Raw genomic sequence first — 20469 nt, forward strand, 5'->3', positions numbered from 1 at the left:
CTTGCCTTGGCGCGCAAATGAAAACGGCGCGAGGATCCCCTCGCGCCGCTTTCCCATGTCACCGGGCGTGTCCGCTCAATGCGCGACTGCGCCCCGGCCGGCCTCGGACTGTTTCAGCGTCGCCTCGGCGGCGGCGGCCTCCTCGGCCTCCTCGTCCCAGTCGACCGGCTCGGGCTGGCGCACCAGGGCGATCTTCAGCACGTCGCGCACGTGATCGACGGGGATGATCTCGAGCCCCTGCTTCACGTTGTCGGGGATCTCTGTCAGATCCTTCTCGTTGTCACGCGGGATCAGCACCGTGGTGATGCCGCCGCGCAGCGCCGCCAGAAGCTTTTCCTTCAGCCCGCCGATGGGCAGCGCGTTGCCGCGCAGCGTCACCTCGCCGGTCATGGCGATATCCTTGCGCACCGGGATGCCGGTCAGCACCGACACGATCGAGGTCACCATCGCCAGACCCGCCGAGGGCCCGTCCTTGGGCGTCGCGCCCTCAGGGACGTGCACGTGGATGTCCCATTTCTCGAAGCGCGGCGGCTTCACCCCGATCCTGGGGGCCACCGACCGCACATAGGACGAGGCGGCATCGATCGATTCCTTCATCACGTCGCCAAGCGTGCCGGTGGTTTTCATCCGGCCCTTGCCCGGCAGGCGCAACGCCTCGATGTTCAGAAGTTCGCCCCCGACCGAGGTATAGGCCAGCCCGGTGACGACACCGACCTGATCCTCGTCCTCGGCAAGGCCGAACTTGTACTTCCGCACCCCGAGGAAATCGGGCAGATTCTCGGGCGTCACCCTGATCACCTCGTCCTCGCGCTTGATGATCCGCGTCACCGCCTTGCGGGCGATCTTGGCGATCTCGCGCTCGAGGTTCCGCACCCCGGCCTCGCGGGTATAGTAGCGGATGATGTCGGTCAGCGCTTCGTCCGTCAGCTCGAACTCGCCCTTCTTCAGGCCGCTGTTCTTGATCTGCTTGGCGAGCAGGTGCTGCTTGGCGATCTCCAGCTTCTCGTCCTCGGTATAGCCGGCCAGCGGGATGATCTCCATCCGGTCCAGAAGCGGGCCGGGCATGGTATAGCCGTTGGCCGTGGTGATGAACATCACGTTGCTGAGGTCATACTCCACCTCGAGATAGTGATCGACGAAGGTGCCGTTCTGCTCGGGGTCGAGCACTTCCAGCATTGCCGAGGCCGGATCGCCGCGGAAATCCTGCCCCATCTTGTCGATCTCGTCGAGCAGGATCAGCGGGTTCGTGGTCTTGGCCTTCTTCAGCGACTGAATGATCTTGCCGGGCATGGAGCCGATATAGGTCCGGCGGTGGCCGCGGATCTCGGACTCGTCGCGCACGCCGCCCAAGGAGATGCGAATGAACTCGCGCCCGGTGGCGCGGGCCACGGATTTGCCAAGCGACGTCTTGCCCACGCCCGGCGGGCCGACGAGGCACATGATCGGGCCCTTCAGCTTCTTCGAGCGCTGCTGGACAGCCAGATACTCGACGATCCGCTCCTTGACCTTCTCGAGGCCGTAATGGTCGTCATCAAGCACCTTCTGCGCCTTGCTCAGGTCCTTCTTCACGCGGCTCTTGGTGTTCCACGGAATTCCGAGGATCCAGTCGAGGTAGTTGCGGATGACCGTCGCCTCGGCACTCATCGGGCTCATGTTCTTGAGCTTTTTGAGCTCGGCCTCTGCCTTGTCGCGCGCCTCCTTGCTCAGCTTGGTTTCCGCGATTTTGGCTTCCAGTTCGGCGACCTCGCCTTCGCCGTCCTCGCCATCGCCCAATTCCTTCTGAATGGCCTTCATCTGCTCATTCAGATAGTATTCGCGCTGCGTGCGCTCCATCTGGCTTTTCACGCGGGTCTTGATCTTCTTCTCGACCTGCATGACGCTCATCTCGCCCTGCATCAGGCCATAGACCTTTTCCAGACGCTCGCTGACGCTCAGCGTCTCCAGCAGGTCCTGCTTGCGGTCCACCTCGATCCCGAGATGGCCGGCCACGAGATCAGCCAGCTTCGCGGCATCGTCGGATTCGCTCACCGCCGACAGCGCCTCGTCGGGGATGTTCTTCTTGACCTTGGCGTAGCGCGCGAACTCGTCGCTGACGGTCCGCAGCAACGCCTCGATGGTGGTCGCGTCGCCGGGGGTCTCCGAGAGATACTCGGCACGGGCCGCGAAATACTCGTCGTTGTCGAGATACTCGGTGATGCGCACGCGCGACACGCCTTCGACCAGCACCTTGACGGTGCCGTCGGGCAGTTTCAGCAGTTGCAGCACGTTGGCCAGCACGCCGACCCGGTAGATATCCTTTTCGGCCGGGTCGTCCTCGGCCGGGTCGATCTGGCTCGACAGCAGGATCTGCTTGTCGTCCTGCATCACCTCTTCCAGCGCCCGCACCGATTTCTCGCGGCCGACGAAAAGCGGCACGATCATGTGCGGGAACACCACGATATCACGCAGCGGCAGCACCGGATAAGACGCGTTGAGTTGATCTTGCATGCTCGATGTCCTTCTTGGCAAGACGACGCCGGCCCCGTCATCGCGGCAGCGCTTGGCCGTCTCCGTTTCACTTGTTATCAAGGTGGGGCACCAACCCCCGCTTTTCAATATTCGCCCCGCACCTTGCCGCGTCGCGCGCCGTGGCACAAGCGCACAATCGCGGCATGGCAAAGACCGGCAGCCCGGACTCGCGCGGGTCAGACCCGCACGCCGCGCCGTCCGGCCAGATCGGTGAAATACTGCCACGCCACGCGCCCCGACCGCGCGCCGCGTGTGGCCTGCCACTCGATCGCCTCGGCGCGCAGCGTCGCCTCATCGATCTCGACCCCGTAGGCGTCGCAATAGCCGCGGATCATCGCCAGGTAATCCTCCTGGTCGCAGGGATGAAAGCCCAGCCAGAGGCCGAACCGGTCCGACAGCGACACCTTCTCCTCGACCGCCTCCGAGGGGTTGATCGCGGTCGATCGTTCGTTCTCGATCATGTCGCGCGGCATCAGGTGACGCCGGTTCGAGGTGGCGTAGAACAGCACGTTTTCCGGCCGGCCCTCGATCCCGCCATCCAGCACCGCCTTCAGCGACTTGTAATGCTCGTCATTCTCGCCAAAGCTCAGATCGTCGCAGAACAGCAGGAACCGCGCGCAGGCCCCCCGCAAAAGGTTCAGCAGGCGCCCGACCGACGGCAGATCCTCGCGGTGCAGTTCGATGATCTTCAGCGGCAGGCCCTCTGCCAGCACGGCGGCATGCGCGGCCTTCACGAGGCTCGACTTGCCCATGCCCCGCGCGCCCCATAACAGCGCATTGTTGGCGGGCAGGCCGCGCGCGAATTGCCGCGTGTTCGACAGCAGCGTGTCGCGCGACCGGTCGATGCCGACCAGAAGCCCCATGTCGACGCGGTTGACCGTTTCCACCGGCTCCAGCCGGTCGGGGGCGACATGCCAGACGAAGGCATGGGCGCAGTCGAAATCGGGGGCTGTCAGCGGCGCGGGGGCCATACGCTCCAGCGCGGCGGCGATACGCTCCATCGGGTCGGTGGTCATTCAGTCGCGGCCCCTGTCCTCACCCGGCGCGCCAAGCGGGTCCTCGCCATCCTCGGCCTCGTCGAAGGCGGCCTCGTCGTCGTCATCGTCATCGAACCACAATCCCTGCGCGCGCAGTTCCGCCTCGCGCTTCCTCTCGACGCGCAACACCAGGTGGATCGAGATCTCGTAAAGGCCGTAGACCACCACGAACAGGATCACCTGCGTGATCACGTCGGGCGGCGTCACGAGGGCCGCCAGCACGAGGATGCCCACCATCGCGTATTTGCGCACCCGGCGCAGACCCTCTGCGCTGACCAGCCCGGCCTTGCCCATCAGGGTCAGCAGCACCGGCAACTGGAAACACAGCCCGAAGGCGACGATGAACTTGATCGTCAGGTTCAGGTATTCCTGCGCGGAGCCCTGGAAGACCACCGACAGGGGCGCCGCCCCCTGCCCGCCTTCCACGGCCTCGCCCTCGCCGCCGAACTGCTGGAAGCCGAGGAAGAAGTCATAGGCCAGCGGTGTGACCACGTAGAACGCGAAGGCCGCGCCCAGGAAGAACATGAAGGGCGACGCGACGAGGAAGGGCAGGAACGCGCCCTTCTCGGACTTGTAAAGGCCCGGCGCCACGAACCGCCACATCTGGTTGGCGATATAGGGAAAGGCCAGGAAGAACCCGCCCAGCAACGACACCTTGACCGCGACGAAGAACCCCTCCTGCGGCGAGATGAAGATCAGGTCGCAATCCTGCCCGCGCTCGGCCAGCACCTGGCAGAGCGGCGCCGTCAGAAAATTGAAGATCGGCGTCGCCACGGTGAAACAGATCACCATGCCGATGATGAAGGCAACGACCGAATGGATCAGCCGGTTGCGCAGTTCCGCCAGATGCTCGATCAGCGGCGCGCTGCTGTCCTCGATCTCGTCGGGGGTGGTCATGCCTTGTCCTCGGCCTTGACGGCGTCGTCGGCGGGCGCATCCGCGGCGTCGACGGGCGCAGCGTCGTCGGCCTTGTCCTCGGCCTCTGCGGTCTTGCGCTTTTCGGCCATTTCGGCGGATTTCTCGCGGATCTTCTCGGCCTGCGCCTTGCGCTCTTCGCCAAGCGGCGTCTTGTCCTTGGCCTTCTTGTCGCCCGCGGCGTCGCGGGTCACGCTGTCGGTGGTCTTGCGCACCTCGTCCATCGCCGATTTCATCGGGTTCGACGCGGCCTTGAAGCTCTTCTGGATGTCACTCACCCCGGACTGGTCCGCGGCGTCGTTCATCGCCCGGCTGAATTCGCGCGCCATGCCCTTGGCCTTGCCCACGAACCGGCCCACGGCCTGGAACATGCCGGGCAGGTCCTTGGGACCGACCACGATCAACGCCACGATCCCTATGAGCAGAAGCTCCGTCCAGCCGAGGTCCAGCATCTAATGATCAGACCTTGTCTTTTTCGTTTTTCGGGGTGACGTCGCGGACGCCGTCATCATGCGCGGTGTCCTGACCGTCCTCGTCCTTGGCCTCGTCAAGCTCCTTGTTGCCCTCCGACACCCCCTTCTTGAAGGACGTGATGCCCTTGCCGACCTCGCCCATCAGCGACGAGATCTTGCCGCGCCCGAAAAGCACCAGCACCACGACGGCGATCAGCAGAAGGCCGGGAAGGCCGATATTGTTCAGCATGTCTCAATTCTCCCAGTCTCGGGGATCGCTCTGCATCCCCGACGTTTCGTCCTTTGGATCTAGTGCCTCGACGCGTCAGTTGAAAGCACCAATCCGTCAAGTCGTCCCGACCGCACCCGATTTCACACGCGCCACCCTATGCGCGGCCCGCGATCGGGGTCAATCATCACCCTGCGCCTCGGCCCGGCTCTTGCCGGTGACATTCTGCGCCAATGTGGCGGCCATGAACGCGTCGAGATCGCCGTCCAGAACCCCCTTGGTGTCCGAGGTCTCGACCCCGGTGCGCAGGTCCTTCACCATCTGGTAGGGTTGCAGCACGTAGGACCGGATCTGGTTGCCCCAGCCCGCGTCGCCCTTGGCGTCATGGGCCTCGTTGATCGCCGCATTCCGCCGGTCCAGTTCCTGCTGGTACAGCCGCGATTTCAACGCCTTCATGGCGATGTCGCGGTTCTGGTGCTGCGATTTCTCCGAAGATTGCGTCACGATCCCGGTGGGGATGTGGGTGATCCGCACCGCCGAATCCGTGGTGTTGACATGCTGCCCGCCAGCGCCGGAACTGCGGAAGGTATCGATGCGGATATCGCTCGGGTTGACCTCGATCTCGATATTGTCGTCCACGACCGGGTAGACCCAGACCGACGAGAACGACGTGTGACGCTTGGCCGCCGAATCGAAGGGCGAGATCCGCACGAGCCGGTGCACCCCGGATTCGGATTTCAGCCAGCCATAGGCGTTGCGCCCCGAAATCTTGTAGGCCGCCGACTTGATCCCGGCGCCGTCGCCGGCGCTTTCGGATTGCAGTTCGACGGTGTAGCCGCGCTTCTCGGCCCAGCGAACATACATCCGCGCCAGCATCGCCGCCCAGTCGCAGCTTTCGGTGCCACCGGCGCCGGCATTGATCTCGATGAAGGTGTCGTTGGCGTCGGCCTCGCCATCCAGAAGCGCCTCGAGCTCGCGCGCCGCGGCCACCTTGGCCAGCGATTGCAGGTTCTCGACGGCCTCGGCGACGACCTCCTCGTCGCCCTCGGCCTCGCCCATCTCGATCAGCCCGGTCAGATCGTCGAGCTCCTGCCTGATATTGTCATGCGTCTCCAGCGCGTCGACCAGCGCCTGCCGCTCGCGCATCAGCTTCTGCGCCGCCGCCGGGTCGTCCCACAGCGTGGGGTCCTCGACCCGCGCGTCGAATTCCTCGAGCCGGTGATGGACGGTCTCCCACCCCAGTCGCTGGCGCAGAAGATCCAGCGACTTTTCGATCTCGGCCACAAGGTTCTGCGGATCGGCGCGCATGTGAAGTCATCCCGTTGATTTGAGTGTGCCTGATAGCCCAGCCCGGCGGCACGGGCAAGATCGCCCATCTCGCCCAATTTGCGGCGCGGTCCGGCGCGGCCTAGTACAGCCCGCCCGAACTCATCGAGCCGAAGCTGGAATTGCCGCCGACCTGCCCGGTCCGGCCCGACGAGGTGGTGACGTCCTTGACCTGCTCCTCCTGGCTGTAAAGCTGCAGGTCGTCGCCCATGGCGAAGCCGCCATCGAACATCTGGCCGAAGACCGGCGCCTCGCCGTCGCGGAAATATTCCGCCACCACGTTGGGGCCTGTCGCATCGTCGGGCAGGCGCGCGCCGGTGACCCGGTCGATCTTGATGAACCGCCCGCCGGGCGGCACCTCGAACGGCCCGCCGCCGAATTTCTTCACGGCCTCGGTCATGAATTCCTGGAAAACCGGCCCGCACATCGACGAACCATAGGCCGACCGCCCCAGGCCCCGCGGCTGGTCGTGGCCGATATAGCAGCCGGCGACGATGTTGCTGGTGAAGCCGATGAACCACACGTCGCGCGCATCGTTGGTGGTCCCGGTCTTGCCGGCCACCGGCACCGGCAGGTCGATCGCCCCCGAGGCAGTGCCGCGATCCACCACCCCCTGCATCATCGAGGTCAGCTGATAGGCGGTGACGGCATTCATGATGCGCTCGCGATCCGAGGTGATGCGCGGGCCGCGGTCGCGCGGGATGCCGGGATCGCCGCAATCCACGCAGGTCCGCTGGTCCTGCCGGTAGATGGTGCGGCCGTAGCGGTCCTGCACCCGGTCCACGAGACTGGGATGCACCCGCTCGCCGCCATTGGCGAACATCGCGTAGGCCGCGACCATGTCGAACAGCGTCGTCTCTTCGGATCCGAGCGCGTTGGCCAGATACGTGCCCATGTTGTCATAGACCCCGAACCGCTCGGCATAATCGGCAACCACATCCATGCCCACCTCCTGCGCGAGACGCACGGTCATCAGGTTGCGCGACTGCTCGATCCCGGTGCGCAGCGGCGTCGGGCCGTAATACTTGTTCGACGAATTGCGCGGCCGCCACAGGCCCTGCGGGGTGTTGATCTCGATCGGCGCGTCGATCACGATCGTGGCCGGGGAATAGCCGCTGTCGAGGGCGGCGGCATAGACGAAGGGCTTGAAGCTCGACCCCGGCTGGCGCATCGCCTGCGTGGCGCGGTTGAAGACCGAATGCTGGTAGGAAAACCCGCCCTGCATCGCCAGCACGCGCCCGGTATTGACGTCCATCGCCATGAAGCCGCCCTCGACCTCGGGCACCTGCCGCAGCGTCCAGCGGATGAAATCGCCGCTATCTTCCTCGGTCATGCGGCGAACATGCACCACCTCGCCGATATCGAACGTCTCGCGGAAATCGCCCGGCAGCCAGTCGATATCATCGCGCGGGACCTCCTGGATACCCTCGACCCCCTCGACGCCGACGCGCATCACCTGATCGCCGGTTTCCAGCACCACGGCCGGGTACCACGTGCCGTCGAGCGTCACGTCGCGCGCCACGCGCGTGTCGCTCAACGCCGCGCGCCACGCGTCTTCCGAGGCGAGCGCCTCCGGCGGCAGTTCCTCGCCAGTGCCGCGCCACCGGCCGCGGCCGCGGTCATAGCGTTCCAACTGGCGCTGCAGGGCATGCGCGGCGTTGACCTGCATCTCGGGATCGACCGTGGCGCGCACCGAAAGCCCGCCGGTGAAGAATTCCTCCTCGCCGAAATCGCCGCTCAACTGCCGGCGGATCTCGTCGGTGAAATAGTCGCGCGGTGGCAAATCGGCGCTGAACGGCTCGAAATCACCGTTCTGCACCGACCGCAGCGGGGCCGCGCGCTCGGCGCGGTACGCGGCCTCGTCCAGGTAGCCGTTATCCCACATCTCGCGCAGCACGAAATTGCGCCGGTCCAGAAGGCGCTCGGCCTCGCGGACGGGGTGGTAGTCGCTGGGGGCCTTCGGCATCGCGGCCAGCATCGCCGCCTCGTGCGGGGCCAGATCGCCGAGGGTCTTGTTGAAATAGGTCAGCGCCGCGGCGGTCACGCCGTAGCTGTTCTGCCCCAGATAGATCTCGTTGAGGTAAAGCTCGAGGATCTCCTCCTTGCTCAGCGTTTCCTCGATGCGGGTGGCGAGGATGATCTCCTTGATCTTGCGTTCCAGCCGGCGATCGCCCGACAGCAGGAAATTCTTCATCACCTGCTGCGTGATGGTCGAGGCGCCGCGCACGCTCTGACCGCGCGAGGCCACGGCCTCGTAAATCGCCGCAGCGATGCCAACCGCGTCAAAGCCGCCATGGCTGTAGAAATTCTTGTCCTCGGCGCTGATGAAGGCCTGCTTGACGAGGTCGGGAATATCCTCGGCCGGGGTGAACAGCCGCCGCTCGCGCGCGAACTCGTCGATGATCCGACCCTCGCCGGAATAGATGCGGCTGATCGTCGGCGGGGTGTAATCGGCCAGCGATTCGTGACTGGGCAGATCCTCGCCGTAGATGTGCAGCACCGCACCGATGCTGAGCCCGACGATCACGACGGCCAGCGTGATCAGGCTGAAGACTGTGCCGAAAAGGCTGAGAATCGGACGAACCACGCGAACCTCGCTGCTAGAGTTGATGATATATAAGCATCCCCGCCCCGAGGGTCAAAAGGATTGGCCCGGCCCGGCCGGGATCGGCTGACCGGCTCCGCGACGTCAGCTTGTCGCGCCGCCCTTCATCTTTCCAGAAATACTCGAAAAGACATCGCGGTCAGGCCCACCACGGCCCGTGATGCCGCCCCGCCTGCCCCAGGCGGGCAAAGCCGTGCCGCCCGAACATATCGCGCTGCGCCTGAATCAGGTTGGCGCTGCCATGGCCCCGGCGCATCGTGTCATACCACGCCAGCCCCGCCGACAACGCCGGCACCGCGTGCCCGCCGCCCGTGGCGGCCGTCACGACAGCGCGCAGGGCCGGCACCGTGCGGCCCAGCAGGCCCGCGATGCCGGGGGCGAGGATCAGCTCGCCCCGCGGCGGCCCCGCGTCGAAGGCGTCGGCAATCTCGTCGAGCAGCGCCGAACGGATGATGCAGCCCGCCCGCCAGATCCGCGCGATCGTCGCGGGTGCCAGGGCCCAGTCATGATCCGACGACGCCTGCGCCAGCACCCGGAACCCTTGCGCATGCGCCAGCAGCCGCGCCGCGAGAAACGCCTCGGCCAGCGTCTCCTCGGGCAGATCCACCGTCCCGACCTCCCCGCCAAGGCACGCCTCGGCCGCCTGCCGCGTCGCCTTTTCCGACGACCACGCCCGCGCGCCGAGCGCCGCCTCGATCATGCTGGCCGACTGGCCCAGCCGCACCGCCTCGATCACCGTCCAGCGCCCGGTGCCCTTCTGCCCGGCGGCATCGGTGATGACATCGACCATCGGATGCCCGGTCTCGGGGTCGAGATACTCCAGAATGCGCGCCGTGATCTCGACAAGGTAGGACCGCAGCGGGCCCGCGTTCCAGCGCGCGAAGACCGCGCCGATCTCGGCGGGCGGCATCGCGGCGCCGTTGCGCATCAGGCCGTAGATCTCGGCGATGATCTGCATGTCGGCATATTCGATGCCGTTATGCACGGTCTTGACGAAATGCCCGGCCCCGTCGGGCCCCAGATGCGCCACGCAAGGCTGCCCCTCGTGCCGCGCGGCGATCGCGGTCAGCACCGGCGCGACCCGCTGCCAGCCGGCATCGCTGCCGCCGACCATCAGCGACGGGCCGTGCCGCGCCCCGTCCTCGCCGCCCGACACGCCGAGGCCGACGAACTCGAGGCCCTTGTCGGCAAGCGCCGCGGCGCGGCGGATCGTGTCGTGGAAATCGGCATTGCCGCCGTCGATCACCACGTCGCCCGGCGCCAGCAGGGGCGTCACGGCGTCGATCATCGCGTCCATCGCCGCGCCCGCAGGGATCATGAAGAGGATCACGCGCGGCAGGTCCAATGCCGCCACCAGATCCTCTATCCTGTCGCAGGCATGGATCCGGCCCGCCAGATCGCCCGCGCCGGTCACAAAGGGCGTGATCCACTCGGTCTCGCGGTTGCCGACGGCCACGTCGATGCCGCGCCCCGCGATGTTGAGGGCAAGCGCACTGCCCATCGTGCCAAGCCCGTAAACGCCGATCCGCGCCTTGCCCATGCCGCCCTCTGCTATCGCTAACACCGTTGGCTCAGGCTACGCCCGGGCACGGCACGATTGCAAGCACCGGCGAGACCCTGGGGTCAGGCCCGAGGGTGACGTGGCCATGACAGCGACGTCATCCTCCGGCGTGACCGTAGGATCTCCCGTCACGCCAGGTCTCAGACCCCGAGCGCCCAGCGCATGATCGCCTTCTGCACATGCAGGCGGTTCTCGGCCTCGTCGAAGATCACCGAGGACGGGCCGTCCATCACCGCCGAGGTCACCTCCTCGCCGCGATGCGCCGGCAGGCAATGCATGAACAGCGCGTCCGGCTTGGCGCGCGCCATCAGCGCCTCGTCGACCTGGTAGGGGCGCAACATGTTGTGGCGCCGCTCCTTGGTGGACTGGCTGTCATGCATGCTGACCCAGGTATCGGTGACCACCAGGTCGGCCCCCTCGACGGCCCTCGCTGGGTCGCGCTCTATGGTGATGGTGCGCCCCGCCTTGCGCGCCAGCCCGACGAATTCCGGTTCGGGATCAAGCTGCATCGGCCCGGTGAAGGTCAGATCGAAGCCGAACTGCGCCGCGGCATGCAGGAACGAGGCGCAGACATTGTTGCCGTCGCCGGACCACACGACCTTCTTGCCGGCGATCGGGCCGCGATGCTCCTCGAAGGTCTGGATGTCGGCCATGATCTGGCAGGGATGGCTGCGGTCGGTCAGCCCGTTGATCACCGGCACATCCGCGTGATCTGCCATTTCCTGCAGCACCGCCTCATCAAAGGTGCGCAGCATGATCAGATCGACATAGCGGCTCATCACGCGGGCGGTGTCGGCGATGGTCTCGCCATGGCCAAGCTGCATGTCGGTGCCCGACAGCACCAGCGTCTGCCCGCCCATCTGCCGCACGCCCACATCGAACGAGACCCGCGTGCGCGTCGACGGCTTCTCGAAGATCAGCGCGACCACGCGGCCCGCAAGCGGCTGTTCGGCATCGGGCGTGCCGCGCGGCGCGTCGCCCCGCGCCGTCTTCATGGCCAGCGCCTGATCGATGATCGCCCGCAGGTCGGCGGCGGGGGTCGTGTGGATGTCGAGAAAATGCTTCATGTCGCGATTCGCTTTTGTCTTGCGGGCGGGTGCCGGGCCCGGCCCCATACCCACGGGATAATCGGGTCCTGAAGACCTCAGGCCGTCGCGAGGCTGGCCGCGGCGGCCTCGAGACGGGTGACGCCTTCGGCGATCTCGTCATCGGAAATGGTCAGCGGCGGCAGCAGGCGCAGCACGTTGTCGGCGGCCGGGACGGTGACGATCTGTGCGGCGTGACCCGCCCGCGCCACGTCCGCGTTGGGCACCCGGCATTCGAGCCCCAGCATCATCCCCATGCCCCGGACGCCCTTGAAGATGTCCGGATGCGCGGCGACCAGCCCTTCCAGCCGCTGGCGCATCAGCGCCCCTTTGCGCGCGACCTCGGCCAGGAAGGCCGGATCGGCGACATGGCGCATTACCGCGCAGCCCACGGCACAGCCCAGCGGGTTGCCGCCATAGGTCGAGCCATGCGTGCCGGCGCTCATCGCGCGCGCCGCGCGCTCCGTTGCCAGCACCGCGCCCAGCGGAAAGCCGCCGCCGATGCCCTTCGCGACCATCATGATATCGGGCGTCACCCCGGCCCATTCATGCGCGAACAGCCGCCCCGTGCGCCCCATGCCGCATTGCACCTCGTCGAGGACCAGCAGGATGCCCCGCTCGTCGCAGAGCGCGCGCAGCCCCTTCAGGCATTGATCGGGCAGCGGGCGGATCCCGCCCTCGCCCTGCACGGGCTCGATCAGGATGGCCGCCGTCGTGTCGTCGATGGCGGCGTGCAGCGCGTCGTGATCGCCCCACGGCACATGGCGGAAGCCGGGCATCAGGGGCCCGAAGCCATGCGTCATCTTCTCGGACCCGGCCGCGGCGATGGCGGCGGTCGAGCGGCCGTGAAACGCGCCCTCGAAGGCGATGATGCCGGTGCGCTCCGGCTGGCCCGCCTCATGGAAATGCTTGCGCGCCATCTTCACCGCCAGCTCGCAGGACTCGGTGCCGGAATTGGTGAAGAACACCGTGTCGGCGAAACTGGCCTCGACCAGCCGGTCGGCCAGCTCCTGCTGGCGCGGGATCTCGAAGAGGTTCGAACTGTGCCAGAGCGCGCCCGCCTGCTCGGTCAGCGCCGCCACGAGATCGGGATGTGCATGGCCCAGCGCATTGACCGCGATCCCCGCCCCGAGATCCAGGAAACGTCGCCCGTCCGCCTCGATCAGCCAGCTGCCCTCGCCCTTCACGAAGGCAAGCGGTGCGCGATTATACGTCGGCAGGATCGTCGGGATCATGGTCGTGTCCTTGGTGGTGACGGCGGTAAAGACCCGTGACTGCCGCAAGGCCGCGCCCAAGTCAATGATCGGCCGCGCCGCGCTAGCCCGGCCGCGCTAGCCCGGGGGCTGCGCCGCGTCACCCTCGGGGCCGTCGCGCAGCAGACCCTTGGCGCCGGTCGCCACGCCCAGCGATTTCAGCTTGCGGTGCAGCGCGCTGCGCTCCATCCCGACAAATTCCGCGGTGCGGCTGATATTGCCGCCGAAGCGGTGGATCTGGGTCAGCAGGTATTCGCGCTCGAAGGCCTCGCGGGCGTCGCGCAGCGGCATGGTGGCGATGGTGCCCGACAGGATGACGCGGCCCTCCTCGCCGGGCGGCCCGGTCTCGCCGGGCAGTTCGGCGGCGGTGATCGGCGCGGTGCCCTCGCCGAGGATCAGCACGCGCTCGACCATGTTGCGCAACTGGCGCACGTTGCCCGGCCAGTGCATGGTCTGGAGCAGCGCCGCCGCCTCGTCGCTCAGGGGCCGCTGCGGCAAGCCTTGCGTGCGGTGGAAAACGTCGATGAAATGTGCGGCGAGCGCGGGAATGTCCTCGCGCCGCTCTTCCAGGCTCGGCACTGCGACCGGCACCACGTTGAGCCGGTGATACAGCTCGCGCCGGAACTGCCCGGCGGCGATCTCGGCCTCCAGATCGCGGCTGGTCGAGGATATCACCCGCAGATCGACCTTTATCTTGGCGCTGCCGCCGACGCGCAGGAAGGTCTGGTCGACCAGCACCCGCAGGATCTTCGATTGCGTGCCCGGCGGCAGGTCGGCGACCTCGTCGAAATAGATCACCCCGCCATCGGCATCCTCCAGCAGCCCCGGCGTCACGCCCGTCTCGGGGCATTCGCGGCCGAACAGCACCTCTTCCATCCGGTCGGCGGAAATCGTGGCGCAGGCCACGCTGACGAATGGCGCCCCGGCGCGGCTGGAATTGGCGTGGATGTAGCGCGCCGCCAGTTCCTTGCCCGACCCGGCGGGGCCCGACAGAAGCACCCGCCCGTTCGAGCGCGTGACTTTGTCGAGATTGCCCAGCAGCGCGCGGAACGGCGCGCTGTCGCCCAGCATGTCGGCGGGCGCGGTCTCGCGCCGGCGCAATGCCTGGTTCTCGCGCCGCAGGCGGCTGGTCTCCATGCCGCGGCGGATCACCACCATCAGCTGGTCGATGTTGAACGGCTTCTCGATGAAGTCGTAGGCGCCCTGCTTGATCGCCGCTACCGCGATCTCGATATTGCCATGCCCCGAGATGATCACCACCGGCACGTCCGGGTAGTCGCGCTTGACGGTCTTGAGGATGTCGATCCCGTCCATCCGGCTGTCCTTCAGCCAGATGTCGAGAATCAGCAGGCCGGGCTGGTCGGCGGCGATCTCGGCCATCGCGGCATCGGAATCGCCGGCGCGCCTCGTGACATAGCCCTCGTCCTCGAGGATATCCGAGATCAGCTCGCGGATATCGCGTTCGTCATCGACAATCAGGATATCGTTCATGGTGTCCTCATGCGGCGTGTCCTCATACGGCGGTCTCGGTCCGTGTCTCGGCGATCTGCACGGCCAGCAGCGGCAGCCGCACCACGGCGCAGGCGCCGCGCGACACACCGTCGGCGTCCAGCGCGGCATCCTCCAGCACCAGCGTGCCGCCATGCTCCTCGATGATCTTCTTGACGATCGGCAGGCCAAGGCCGGTGCCCTTGTCGCGCGTCGTCACGTAAGGCTCGAACAGCCGGCCGCGATCGTCGGGCAGGCCGACGCCGTTATCGCTGATGCGGATCACCGCCCAGTCGCCCGCGTCGGCGCTCTCGATGCGGATGGTCGGCACATGGCCCTCGGGGGCGCCGGCCTCGCGCAGGCTCTCGATGGCCTCGCCGGCATTCTTGATCAGATTGGTCAGCGCCTGTCCGATCATCGCGGCGTCGATCTCGGCGCGCAGCGGGGCGTCGGTCAGGTCCAGCTCGAAGCGCACACCGGGCTGGCCGCTTTCCTGCAGCACGGCCGATTCGCGCAGCACCTCCGTCAGGCTCAGCGCGGCGGTCTGCGGCTCTGGCATGCGGGCGAATTTCGAGAACTCGTCGACGATGCGCCGCAGGTCCGTGGTCTGGCGCACCACCACGTCGGTCAGCTGCTCCAGGCTTGCGGCCTGCTCGGGCTCCAACAGGCGCGAGAACTTGCGCTTGATGCGCTCGGCGCTCAGCTGGATCGGGGTCAGCGGGTTCTTGATCTCGTGCGCGATGCGGCGCGCGACATCGCCCCAGGCGGCCATGCGCTGCGCGGTGACAAGGTCGGTGACGTCATCGAACGCCACCACGTAGCCCTCGCGCTTGCCGCCCTCGCCCTTGCGGGTGGACATCCGCACCAGCAGGTGCTCGGTGCGCGCGCCGCGGCTGACCTTGATCTCCTCCTGCACGAACCCGCCGGGCGCTGCGCGCAACCGCTCGAAAGGGGCCGCGAATTCCGGCACCGCCACGCTCAGCGACAGCGATTGCTGGTCCTCCTGCCAGTCCAGAAGCCGCTCGGCGGCGCGGTTGACGAAGGTGACGCGGCCCTTGGCGTCGAGGCCCACGACCCCCGACGACACCGACCCCAGCACCGAATCGAACAGCCGGCGGCGGCGCTCGATCTGCTGGGTGTTGGCCAGAAGACGCTCGCGCTGCGCCTTCAATTGCCGGGTCATCCGGTTGAAATACGTGCTCAGCTGGGCGATCTCGTCGTCGCCCTCCTCCTCGCGCACCTGGGTGTCGAGGTCGCCCTCGCCGACGCGCTGCGCGGCACTGGTCAGCCGCCCCACCGGGCGCGACAGCCGCTCTGCGAACCACATCCCCAACCAGATCGCGGCGAGGATCAGGATCACCGCGAACCCCAGATAGAGCAGCCCGAACTCGAACAGCACGCGGCCGCGCTCGCTCTCGCGCTGCTCGTAGAAGCGCGCGGTCTCCTGGGTCTCGTCCAGCAGGCTCAGGATCGCGCCATCGACATTGCGGCTGACGTAGAGCAGCCGGTCGGCGAACGCCTCCAGCGGCATCAGCGCGCGGAACTCGTCATTGGCCCAGTCGCGGATCACCAGCACGCCCTCTTGCTGCGCTTGCCGGATCTGCGCGGGCGTGGGTTCCTCGTAATCGAACAGATAAGAGCGTTCGCCGCGCGCCCGGATCTCGCCCGACCCGTCGATCACGAAGGCCTCGCGCAGCCCGCGCTGGATCTCGCGCTGTCCCGAGGACAGGACCTGCCGGATGGCGCCGTCATCCATGAACACCATGGCGCGCTTGTTGGCGTTGATCACCTGCGCCAGCGCGCGCGCATCGGTCACCAGGTCGCGGCGGTGCTCCTCCTCATAGGCCTTTGCGGCAGCGACCGAATTGTCGACCACCCGGCCCACACGGTCGGAGAACCAAGCCTCCAGCCCCATGTTCACCGACAGCATGGCGAACACCGCCACCGTCACCGTCGGCAACAGCGCCATCAGCGCGAAGACGCCCGTCAGCCGCAGGTGCAGCTTCGATCCCGCCGACTGGCTGCGCCGCGCGGCGATCATCCGCACGACGCGCTGCATCACCAGCCCGGCGACCATCAGCACATAGACGAGATCGGCCAGCAGCACGAGGCGCAGCGCGTTCGAGGCCGTGCCCTGCTCCAGCGGCCCCATCACGAGATAGGTCACGAGCGCCAGCACCGGCCCGAGAATCACCAGACCCAGCGCGGCCCATGTCTGCAACCGCCGCAGCCGCCTCAGGCGGGTGAGCCCCTCCCATGACAGACGCCCGGCGCGCAGTCTTCGTGTTCGCGTTGCCACGCAGGCCCCTCATCCCTTGGTGGGGCGTGCCGCCTGCCCCACAACATCTCGGCCATTCTTGCCCAGACGGGTCCGAATGGCCACAGCCATGTTGCAGTTTTACATCAACTTTCGGCGGCGTGTCACGTTAATATCCAGATCGGTGATCTTCTTGCGCAGGGTATTGCGGTTGATCCCCAGCAGATCGGCGCATTTCATCTGGTTGCCGCCGGTGGCATCCAGCGCGATCTCGATCAGCGGCGTCTCGACCTCGCGCAGGACCCGGCCGTACAGGCCGGGCGGCGGCAGGTCCGCGCCGTGCAGATCGAAATAGCGCTGCAGATGCTCGGCCACAGAGCCCGACAGGCTCTCGGCGCCGCGGCCCTCGCGCATGGCCGGCTCGGCGCGCGGCTGGTTGCCCAGCACCGCCTCGACCTCGGCGCGGCTGATCTCGGGGGCCTGCGCCGTCAGCCCGATGCGGCGCACGGCGTTTTCCAGCTGCCGCACGTTGCCGGGCCAGCTATAGGCGCGCATCAGCTCCAGCGCGTCATCCGACAGGTGCCGCTCGGGCTGGCCCTCGCGCTCGTCGCGGGCCAGGAAATGCGCGGCCAGCAGGGCGATATCCTCGATCCGCTCGCGCAAGGACGGCACGTCGACCACCGCGCCGCTCATCCGGTAGTAGAGATCCTCGCGCAGCGTACCATCCTCCATCGCCTGCGCACAGGCCACGCGGCTGGTGGCCATGAAACGCGGCACGTGATCGCCCGGCGCGTCCATCATCCGCACCAGCCGGCCTTGGGCCTCGCGCGGCAGGTCGCTGACCTCGTCGAGCACCAATGTCCCGCCCTTGACGCGCGCCAGAACCTTCGACGGCCCGTCCAGATCGCTCAGATCCTCGGCCGTCACCGTCACCAGCGGCAGCGTCCGGCGGTCCGAGAAATCGTGCAAGGCTTTCGCGATCAGCGACTTTCCGGTGCCCGATTCGCCGCAGATCATCACCGGCAGATCGCTGTGCATCACCCGCGCCACCACGCGGTACAGCACCTGCATCGCCGGCGTGCGCCCGATCAGCGGCAGTTCCTCGGGCCGGTCCTGCTCGGCGGCAGGCGCCGCCCCGCGCTGCGCCCGCGATTCCAGCGCCCGCGCCGTGCGTTTCATCAGATCGGGCAGATCGAAGGGTTTCGGCAGGTAATCATAGGCCTCGGCCTCGGCGGCCTTGATCGCCGTCATGATGGTGTTCTGCGCCGAGATCACGATCACCGGCAGCCCGGGCCGGTCCTGCGCGATCTTCGGCAGCATCTCGAGGCCATTGCCATCCGGCATCACCACGTCCGAGATCACCACGTCGCCCTTGCCCTCGCCGACCCACCGCATCAGCGTCGTCAGGCTCGAGGTGGCGTGCACCCGGCACCCCGCCCGCGTCAGCGCCTGCGTCAGCACCGTCCTGATCGTGCGGTCGTCATCGGCGACCAATACCGTCCCGTCCATATGCTAGCCTTCCCTGCCCGTGTCCTGATCGTCCCCGCCCGTCACCTCCGCCCGCTGCAGCGAGATGCGGAACACCGTGCGCCCCGGCACCGAACTGACCGAGATCCAGCCATCGTGATCCGAGACGATCTTGGCCGCCAGCGCGAGGCCGAGGCCGGTGCCGTTCTCGCGCCCGGACACGAACGGATCGAAGACCTGCTCGGCGATCTCCGGCGGCAGGCCCGGCCCGTCATCGATGATCTCGATCTGCAGCGGCAACACCTTGCCCCGGCCCTCGCCCTTGTCGCGGCGCACCCGCAGCGACTGCTCGTAATAGCTGTGCAGCCGGATCGTGCCGGCTGCGCCCTTCGACGCCTCGGCGGCGTTCTTCAGCAGGTTCAGCACCACCTGCAACAGCTGGTCCACATCGCCAAGCGCCAGCGGCAGCGACGGGTCGTAATCCTCGATCAGCGTCATGTGCGCGGCAAAGCCCAGCATCGCCGAGCGCCGCGCGCGGTCCAGCACGTCATGCAGGTTGATCGGGCGCAGATCGGGGGCCGTGATATTGCCGAACTGCTCGACCCGCTCCAGCAGGCCGACGATGCGGCGGCTCTCGCTGACGATCAGGTCGGTCAGCTCCATGTCCTCGGACGCGACGTTCATCGACAACAGCTGCGCCGCCCCGGTGATCCCCGCCAGCGGGTTCTTGATCTCGTGGGCCAGCATCTCGGCCATGCCGATCGCCGATTTCGCGGCCGATTTCACGTTGCTGTTCTGCACCATGCGTCCCGAAAACTCGCGCGGGCTGATCAGCATGATCATGTATCCCGGCTGACCCGACAAGGGCGCGATCTGCAGGTTGCACTGCATCGGCGCGCGCTCGCCGGTCCCGACATCCACGTCGTTGACGAATAGCGGCGCGCCGCTCTGGCGGGCCCGCTCGAAGGCCTCGTCGAGCGGCGCGTTGACCGCCAGCCTGTCCCAGACCGGCTGCCCGACCATCGCCCGCTCCGAGGCCAGCATGAAGCCTTCCGCGGCCGGGTTGATCCGCGCGATGCGGTCGCCGGCGTCGATCACCAGCGCCGGCACCGGCAGCGCCGCCCAGATCGCGTCGTCGGCGTTCATGCCGCCTGCCTCCGCGCCGGGTCGACCCAGCACAGCGCCTCGGGCAAGCGCCGCAGAACCTCCGCCGGCTCCGCGGTCAGCACCGACCGGCGCAGCCCGGCATCGGTTCCGGCGTGGTCCATGTACCAACCCAGATGCTTGCGCGCCACGCGCCCGCCCAGACCCGTGCCATAGAAGGCCAGCATCGCCTCGAAATGCCCGGCAACCAGATCGACGAGGGCGCTGCCGCGCGGCACCTCCGGCGCGGCCGCACCGTAAAGCTCCGCGGCGACCTGCGCCAGCAACCACGGCCGGCCCTGCGCACCGCGCCCGATCATCACGCCGGCCGCCCCCGATTGCGCCTGCGCGTCGGCGGCGCTCTCGGCATCCACGATATCGCCATTGGCGAGCACCGGGATCTCCACCGCCTGCACGACCTCGCGGATCGCGCGCCAGTCGGCTTGACCCTTGTAGAACTGGCAGCGCGTGCGGCCGTGAATGGTGATCATCCGCACCCCCGCCGCCTCGGCCCGCCGCGCGATCAGGGGGGCGTTCAGGCAATCGTGATCCCAGCCCAGCCGGGTCTTCAGCGTGACCGGCACGTCGACCGCGCCCACCACCGCCTCGATCAGCCGCAGCGCGTGGTCGGGGTCGCGCATCAGCGCCGACCCCGAAGCGCCAAGCCCGCTCGCGCTCGTGACCTTCTTGGCGGGACAGCCCATGTTGATATCGATGATCCGCGCCCCGCGATCGGCCACCATCCGCGCGGCCTCGGCGATCCAGCGCGGCTCGCACCCGGCAAGCTGCACGACGGTGTTCTCTACGCCCAGCCCCAGCTCGGCCTTTTCGCGCGTGCCGGGTTTCGCCTGCACCATCTCCTGGCTGGCGACCATCTCGCTGACCACCAGGCCGGCGCCGAACCGCGCCACCAGCGACCGAAAGGGCAGATCGGTGATTCCCGCCATCGGGGCGAGCACCACGGGCGGCGTTAACCACCTATTGGCGAGTACCTGCATGTTCATGCCTAAACGATGTGCAATGCCGCCCTTGTACCCGCCGCCTCGCCGTTAGACAACGCCGCGATGATGCCTTCACAGGCTGCCGCGACCCCTGTGCCCAATTTTCAGGCGTATGCGAAGCCATTGCGCTCAACCGGAACGC

Annotated in this window: 15 protein-coding genes; all 15 read right to left on the bottom strand. The window is 67.4% G+C overall.

Going from position 1 to position 20469, the window contains the following annotated elements; genetic code table 11:
• Window positions 1–75 precede the first annotated feature (75 nt).
• A complete protein-coding gene (lon, locus tag V8324_RS04440) occupies window positions 76–2487 on the bottom strand; it encodes an endopeptidase La (RefSeq protein ID WP_336418715.1) in 2412 nt (803 codons plus the stop codon).
• 197 nt (window positions 2488–2684) lie between these two features.
• Window positions 2685–3524 (bottom strand): ATP-binding protein, encoded by an 840-nt coding sequence (locus V8324_RS04445; RefSeq protein WP_336418716.1) that lies wholly within the window; start codon window positions 3522–3524, stop codon window positions 2685–2687.
• Window positions 3525–4442, bottom strand: coding sequence for a twin-arginine translocase subunit TatC (gene tatC, locus V8324_RS04450; RefSeq protein ID WP_336418717.1), 918 nt, complete (start codon window positions 4440–4442; stop codon window positions 3525–3527).
• Window positions 4439–4912, bottom strand: coding sequence for a Sec-independent protein translocase protein TatB (gene tatB, locus V8324_RS04455; RefSeq protein WP_336418718.1), 474 nt, complete (start codon window positions 4910–4912; stop codon window positions 4439–4441). Before tatB ends, tatC begins: the two co-directional genes overlap by 4 nt.
• Window positions 4913–4919: 7 nt before the next feature.
• A complete protein-coding gene (locus V8324_RS04460) occupies window positions 4920–5162 on the bottom strand; it encodes a twin-arginine translocase TatA/TatE family subunit (RefSeq protein WP_336418719.1) in 243 nt (80 codons plus the stop codon).
• Window positions 5163–5321: 159 nt separating this feature from the next.
• Entirely contained in the window at window positions 5322–6449 is a 1128-nt protein-coding gene (gene prfB, locus V8324_RS04465) for a peptide chain release factor 2 (RefSeq protein WP_336418720.1), read from the bottom strand.
• 100 nt (window positions 6450–6549) lie between these two features.
• On the bottom strand, window positions 6550–9054 hold the full coding sequence (locus V8324_RS04470; protein WP_336418721.1) for a penicillin-binding protein 1A: 2505 nt from the start codon (window positions 9052–9054) through the stop codon (window positions 6550–6552).
• Between the two features lie 157 nt (window positions 9055–9211).
• Entirely contained in the window at window positions 9212–10612 is a 1401-nt protein-coding gene (gene gndA, locus V8324_RS04475; RefSeq protein ID WP_336418782.1) for an NADP-dependent phosphogluconate dehydrogenase, read from the bottom strand.
• Between the two features lie 161 nt (window positions 10613–10773).
• Complete coding sequence (gene argF / locus V8324_RS04480) at window positions 10774–11700, bottom strand: ornithine carbamoyltransferase (protein WP_336418722.1); 927 nt, start codon at window positions 11698–11700, stop codon at window positions 10774–10776.
• A gap of 77 nt (window positions 11701–11777) precedes the next feature.
• Window positions 11778–12953, bottom strand: a complete 1176-nt coding sequence (locus V8324_RS04485) for an aspartate aminotransferase family protein (protein WP_336418723.1) — start codon at window positions 12951–12953, stop codon at window positions 11778–11780.
• A gap of 96 nt (window positions 12954–13049) precedes the next feature.
• Window positions 13050–14462, bottom strand: a complete 1413-nt coding sequence (gene ntrX / locus V8324_RS04490) for a nitrogen assimilation response regulator NtrX (RefSeq protein ID WP_336418724.1) — start codon at window positions 14460–14462, stop codon at window positions 13050–13052.
• Window positions 14463–14484: 22 nt separating this feature from the next.
• Entirely contained in the window at window positions 14485–16758 is a 2274-nt protein-coding gene (locus V8324_RS04495) for a sensor histidine kinase NtrY-like (RefSeq protein ID WP_336418725.1), read from the bottom strand.
• Between the two features lie 99 nt (window positions 16759–16857).
• Complete coding sequence (locus V8324_RS04500) at window positions 16858–18225, bottom strand: response regulator (protein WP_336418726.1); 1368 nt, start codon at window positions 18223–18225, stop codon at window positions 16858–16860.
• Between the two features lie 3 nt (window positions 18226–18228).
• Window positions 18229–19329, bottom strand: a complete 1101-nt coding sequence (locus tag V8324_RS04505) for a two-component system sensor histidine kinase NtrB (protein WP_336418727.1) — start codon at window positions 19327–19329, stop codon at window positions 18229–18231.
• Complete coding sequence (gene dusB / locus V8324_RS04510) at window positions 19326–20324, bottom strand: tRNA dihydrouridine synthase DusB (RefSeq protein WP_336418783.1); 999 nt, start codon at window positions 20322–20324, stop codon at window positions 19326–19328. The genes V8324_RS04505 and dusB overlap by 4 nt, the downstream gene beginning before the upstream one ends.
• Window positions 20325–20469: the final 145 nt, after the last annotated feature.

This window comes from Roseovarius sp. D22-M7, assembly GCF_037083785.1.
Classification (GTDB): Bacteria; Pseudomonadota; Alphaproteobacteria; order Rhodobacterales; family Rhodobacteraceae; genus Roseovarius.

Excerpts from the sequence above, each read along its gene's own strand:
- V8324_RS04485 (WP_336418723.1), bottom strand. The coding sequence starts at position 12,953 with ATGATCCCGACGATCCTGCCGACGTATAATCGCGCACCGCTTGCCTTC.
- V8324_RS04445 (WP_336418716.1), bottom strand. The coding sequence starts at position 3,524 with ATGACCACCGACCCGATGGAGCGTATCGCCGCCGCGCTGGAGCGTATG.
- V8324_RS04460 (WP_336418719.1), bottom strand. The coding sequence starts at position 5,162 with ATGCTGAACAATATCGGCCTTCCCGGCCTTCTGCTGATCGCCGTCGTG.
- ntrX (WP_336418724.1), bottom strand. The coding sequence starts at position 14,462 with ATGAACGATATCCTGATTGTCGATGACGAACGCGATATCCGCGAGCTG.
- tatC (WP_336418717.1), bottom strand. The coding sequence starts at position 4,442 with ATGACCACCCCCGACGAGATCGAGGACAGCAGCGCGCCGCTGATCGAG.
- V8324_RS04500 (WP_336418726.1), bottom strand. The coding sequence starts at position 18,225 with ATGGACGGGACGGTATTGGTCGCCGATGACGACCGCACGATCAGGACG.
- prfB (WP_336418720.1), bottom strand. The coding sequence starts at position 6,449 with ATGCGCGCCGATCCGCAGAACCTTGTGGCCGAGATCGAAAAGTCGCTG.
- dusB (WP_336418783.1), bottom strand. The coding sequence starts at position 20,324 with ATGCAGGTACTCGCCAATAGGTGGTTAACGCCGCCCGTGGTGCTCGCC.
- argF (WP_336418722.1), bottom strand. The coding sequence starts at position 11,700 with ATGAAGCATTTTCTCGACATCCACACGACCCCCGCCGCCGACCTGCGG.
- V8324_RS04505 (WP_336418727.1), bottom strand. The coding sequence starts at position 19,329 with ATGAACGCCGACGACGCGATCTGGGCGGCGCTGCCGGTGCCGGCGCTG.
- lon (WP_336418715.1), bottom strand. The coding sequence starts at position 2,487 with ATGCAAGATCAACTCAACGCGTCTTATCCGGTGCTGCCGCTGCGTGAT.
- tatB (WP_336418718.1), bottom strand. The coding sequence starts at position 4,912 with ATGCTGGACCTCGGCTGGACGGAGCTTCTGCTCATAGGGATCGTGGCG.
- gndA (WP_336418782.1), bottom strand. The coding sequence starts at position 10,612 with ATGGGCAAGGCGCGGATCGGCGTTTACGGGCTTGGCACGATGGGCAGT.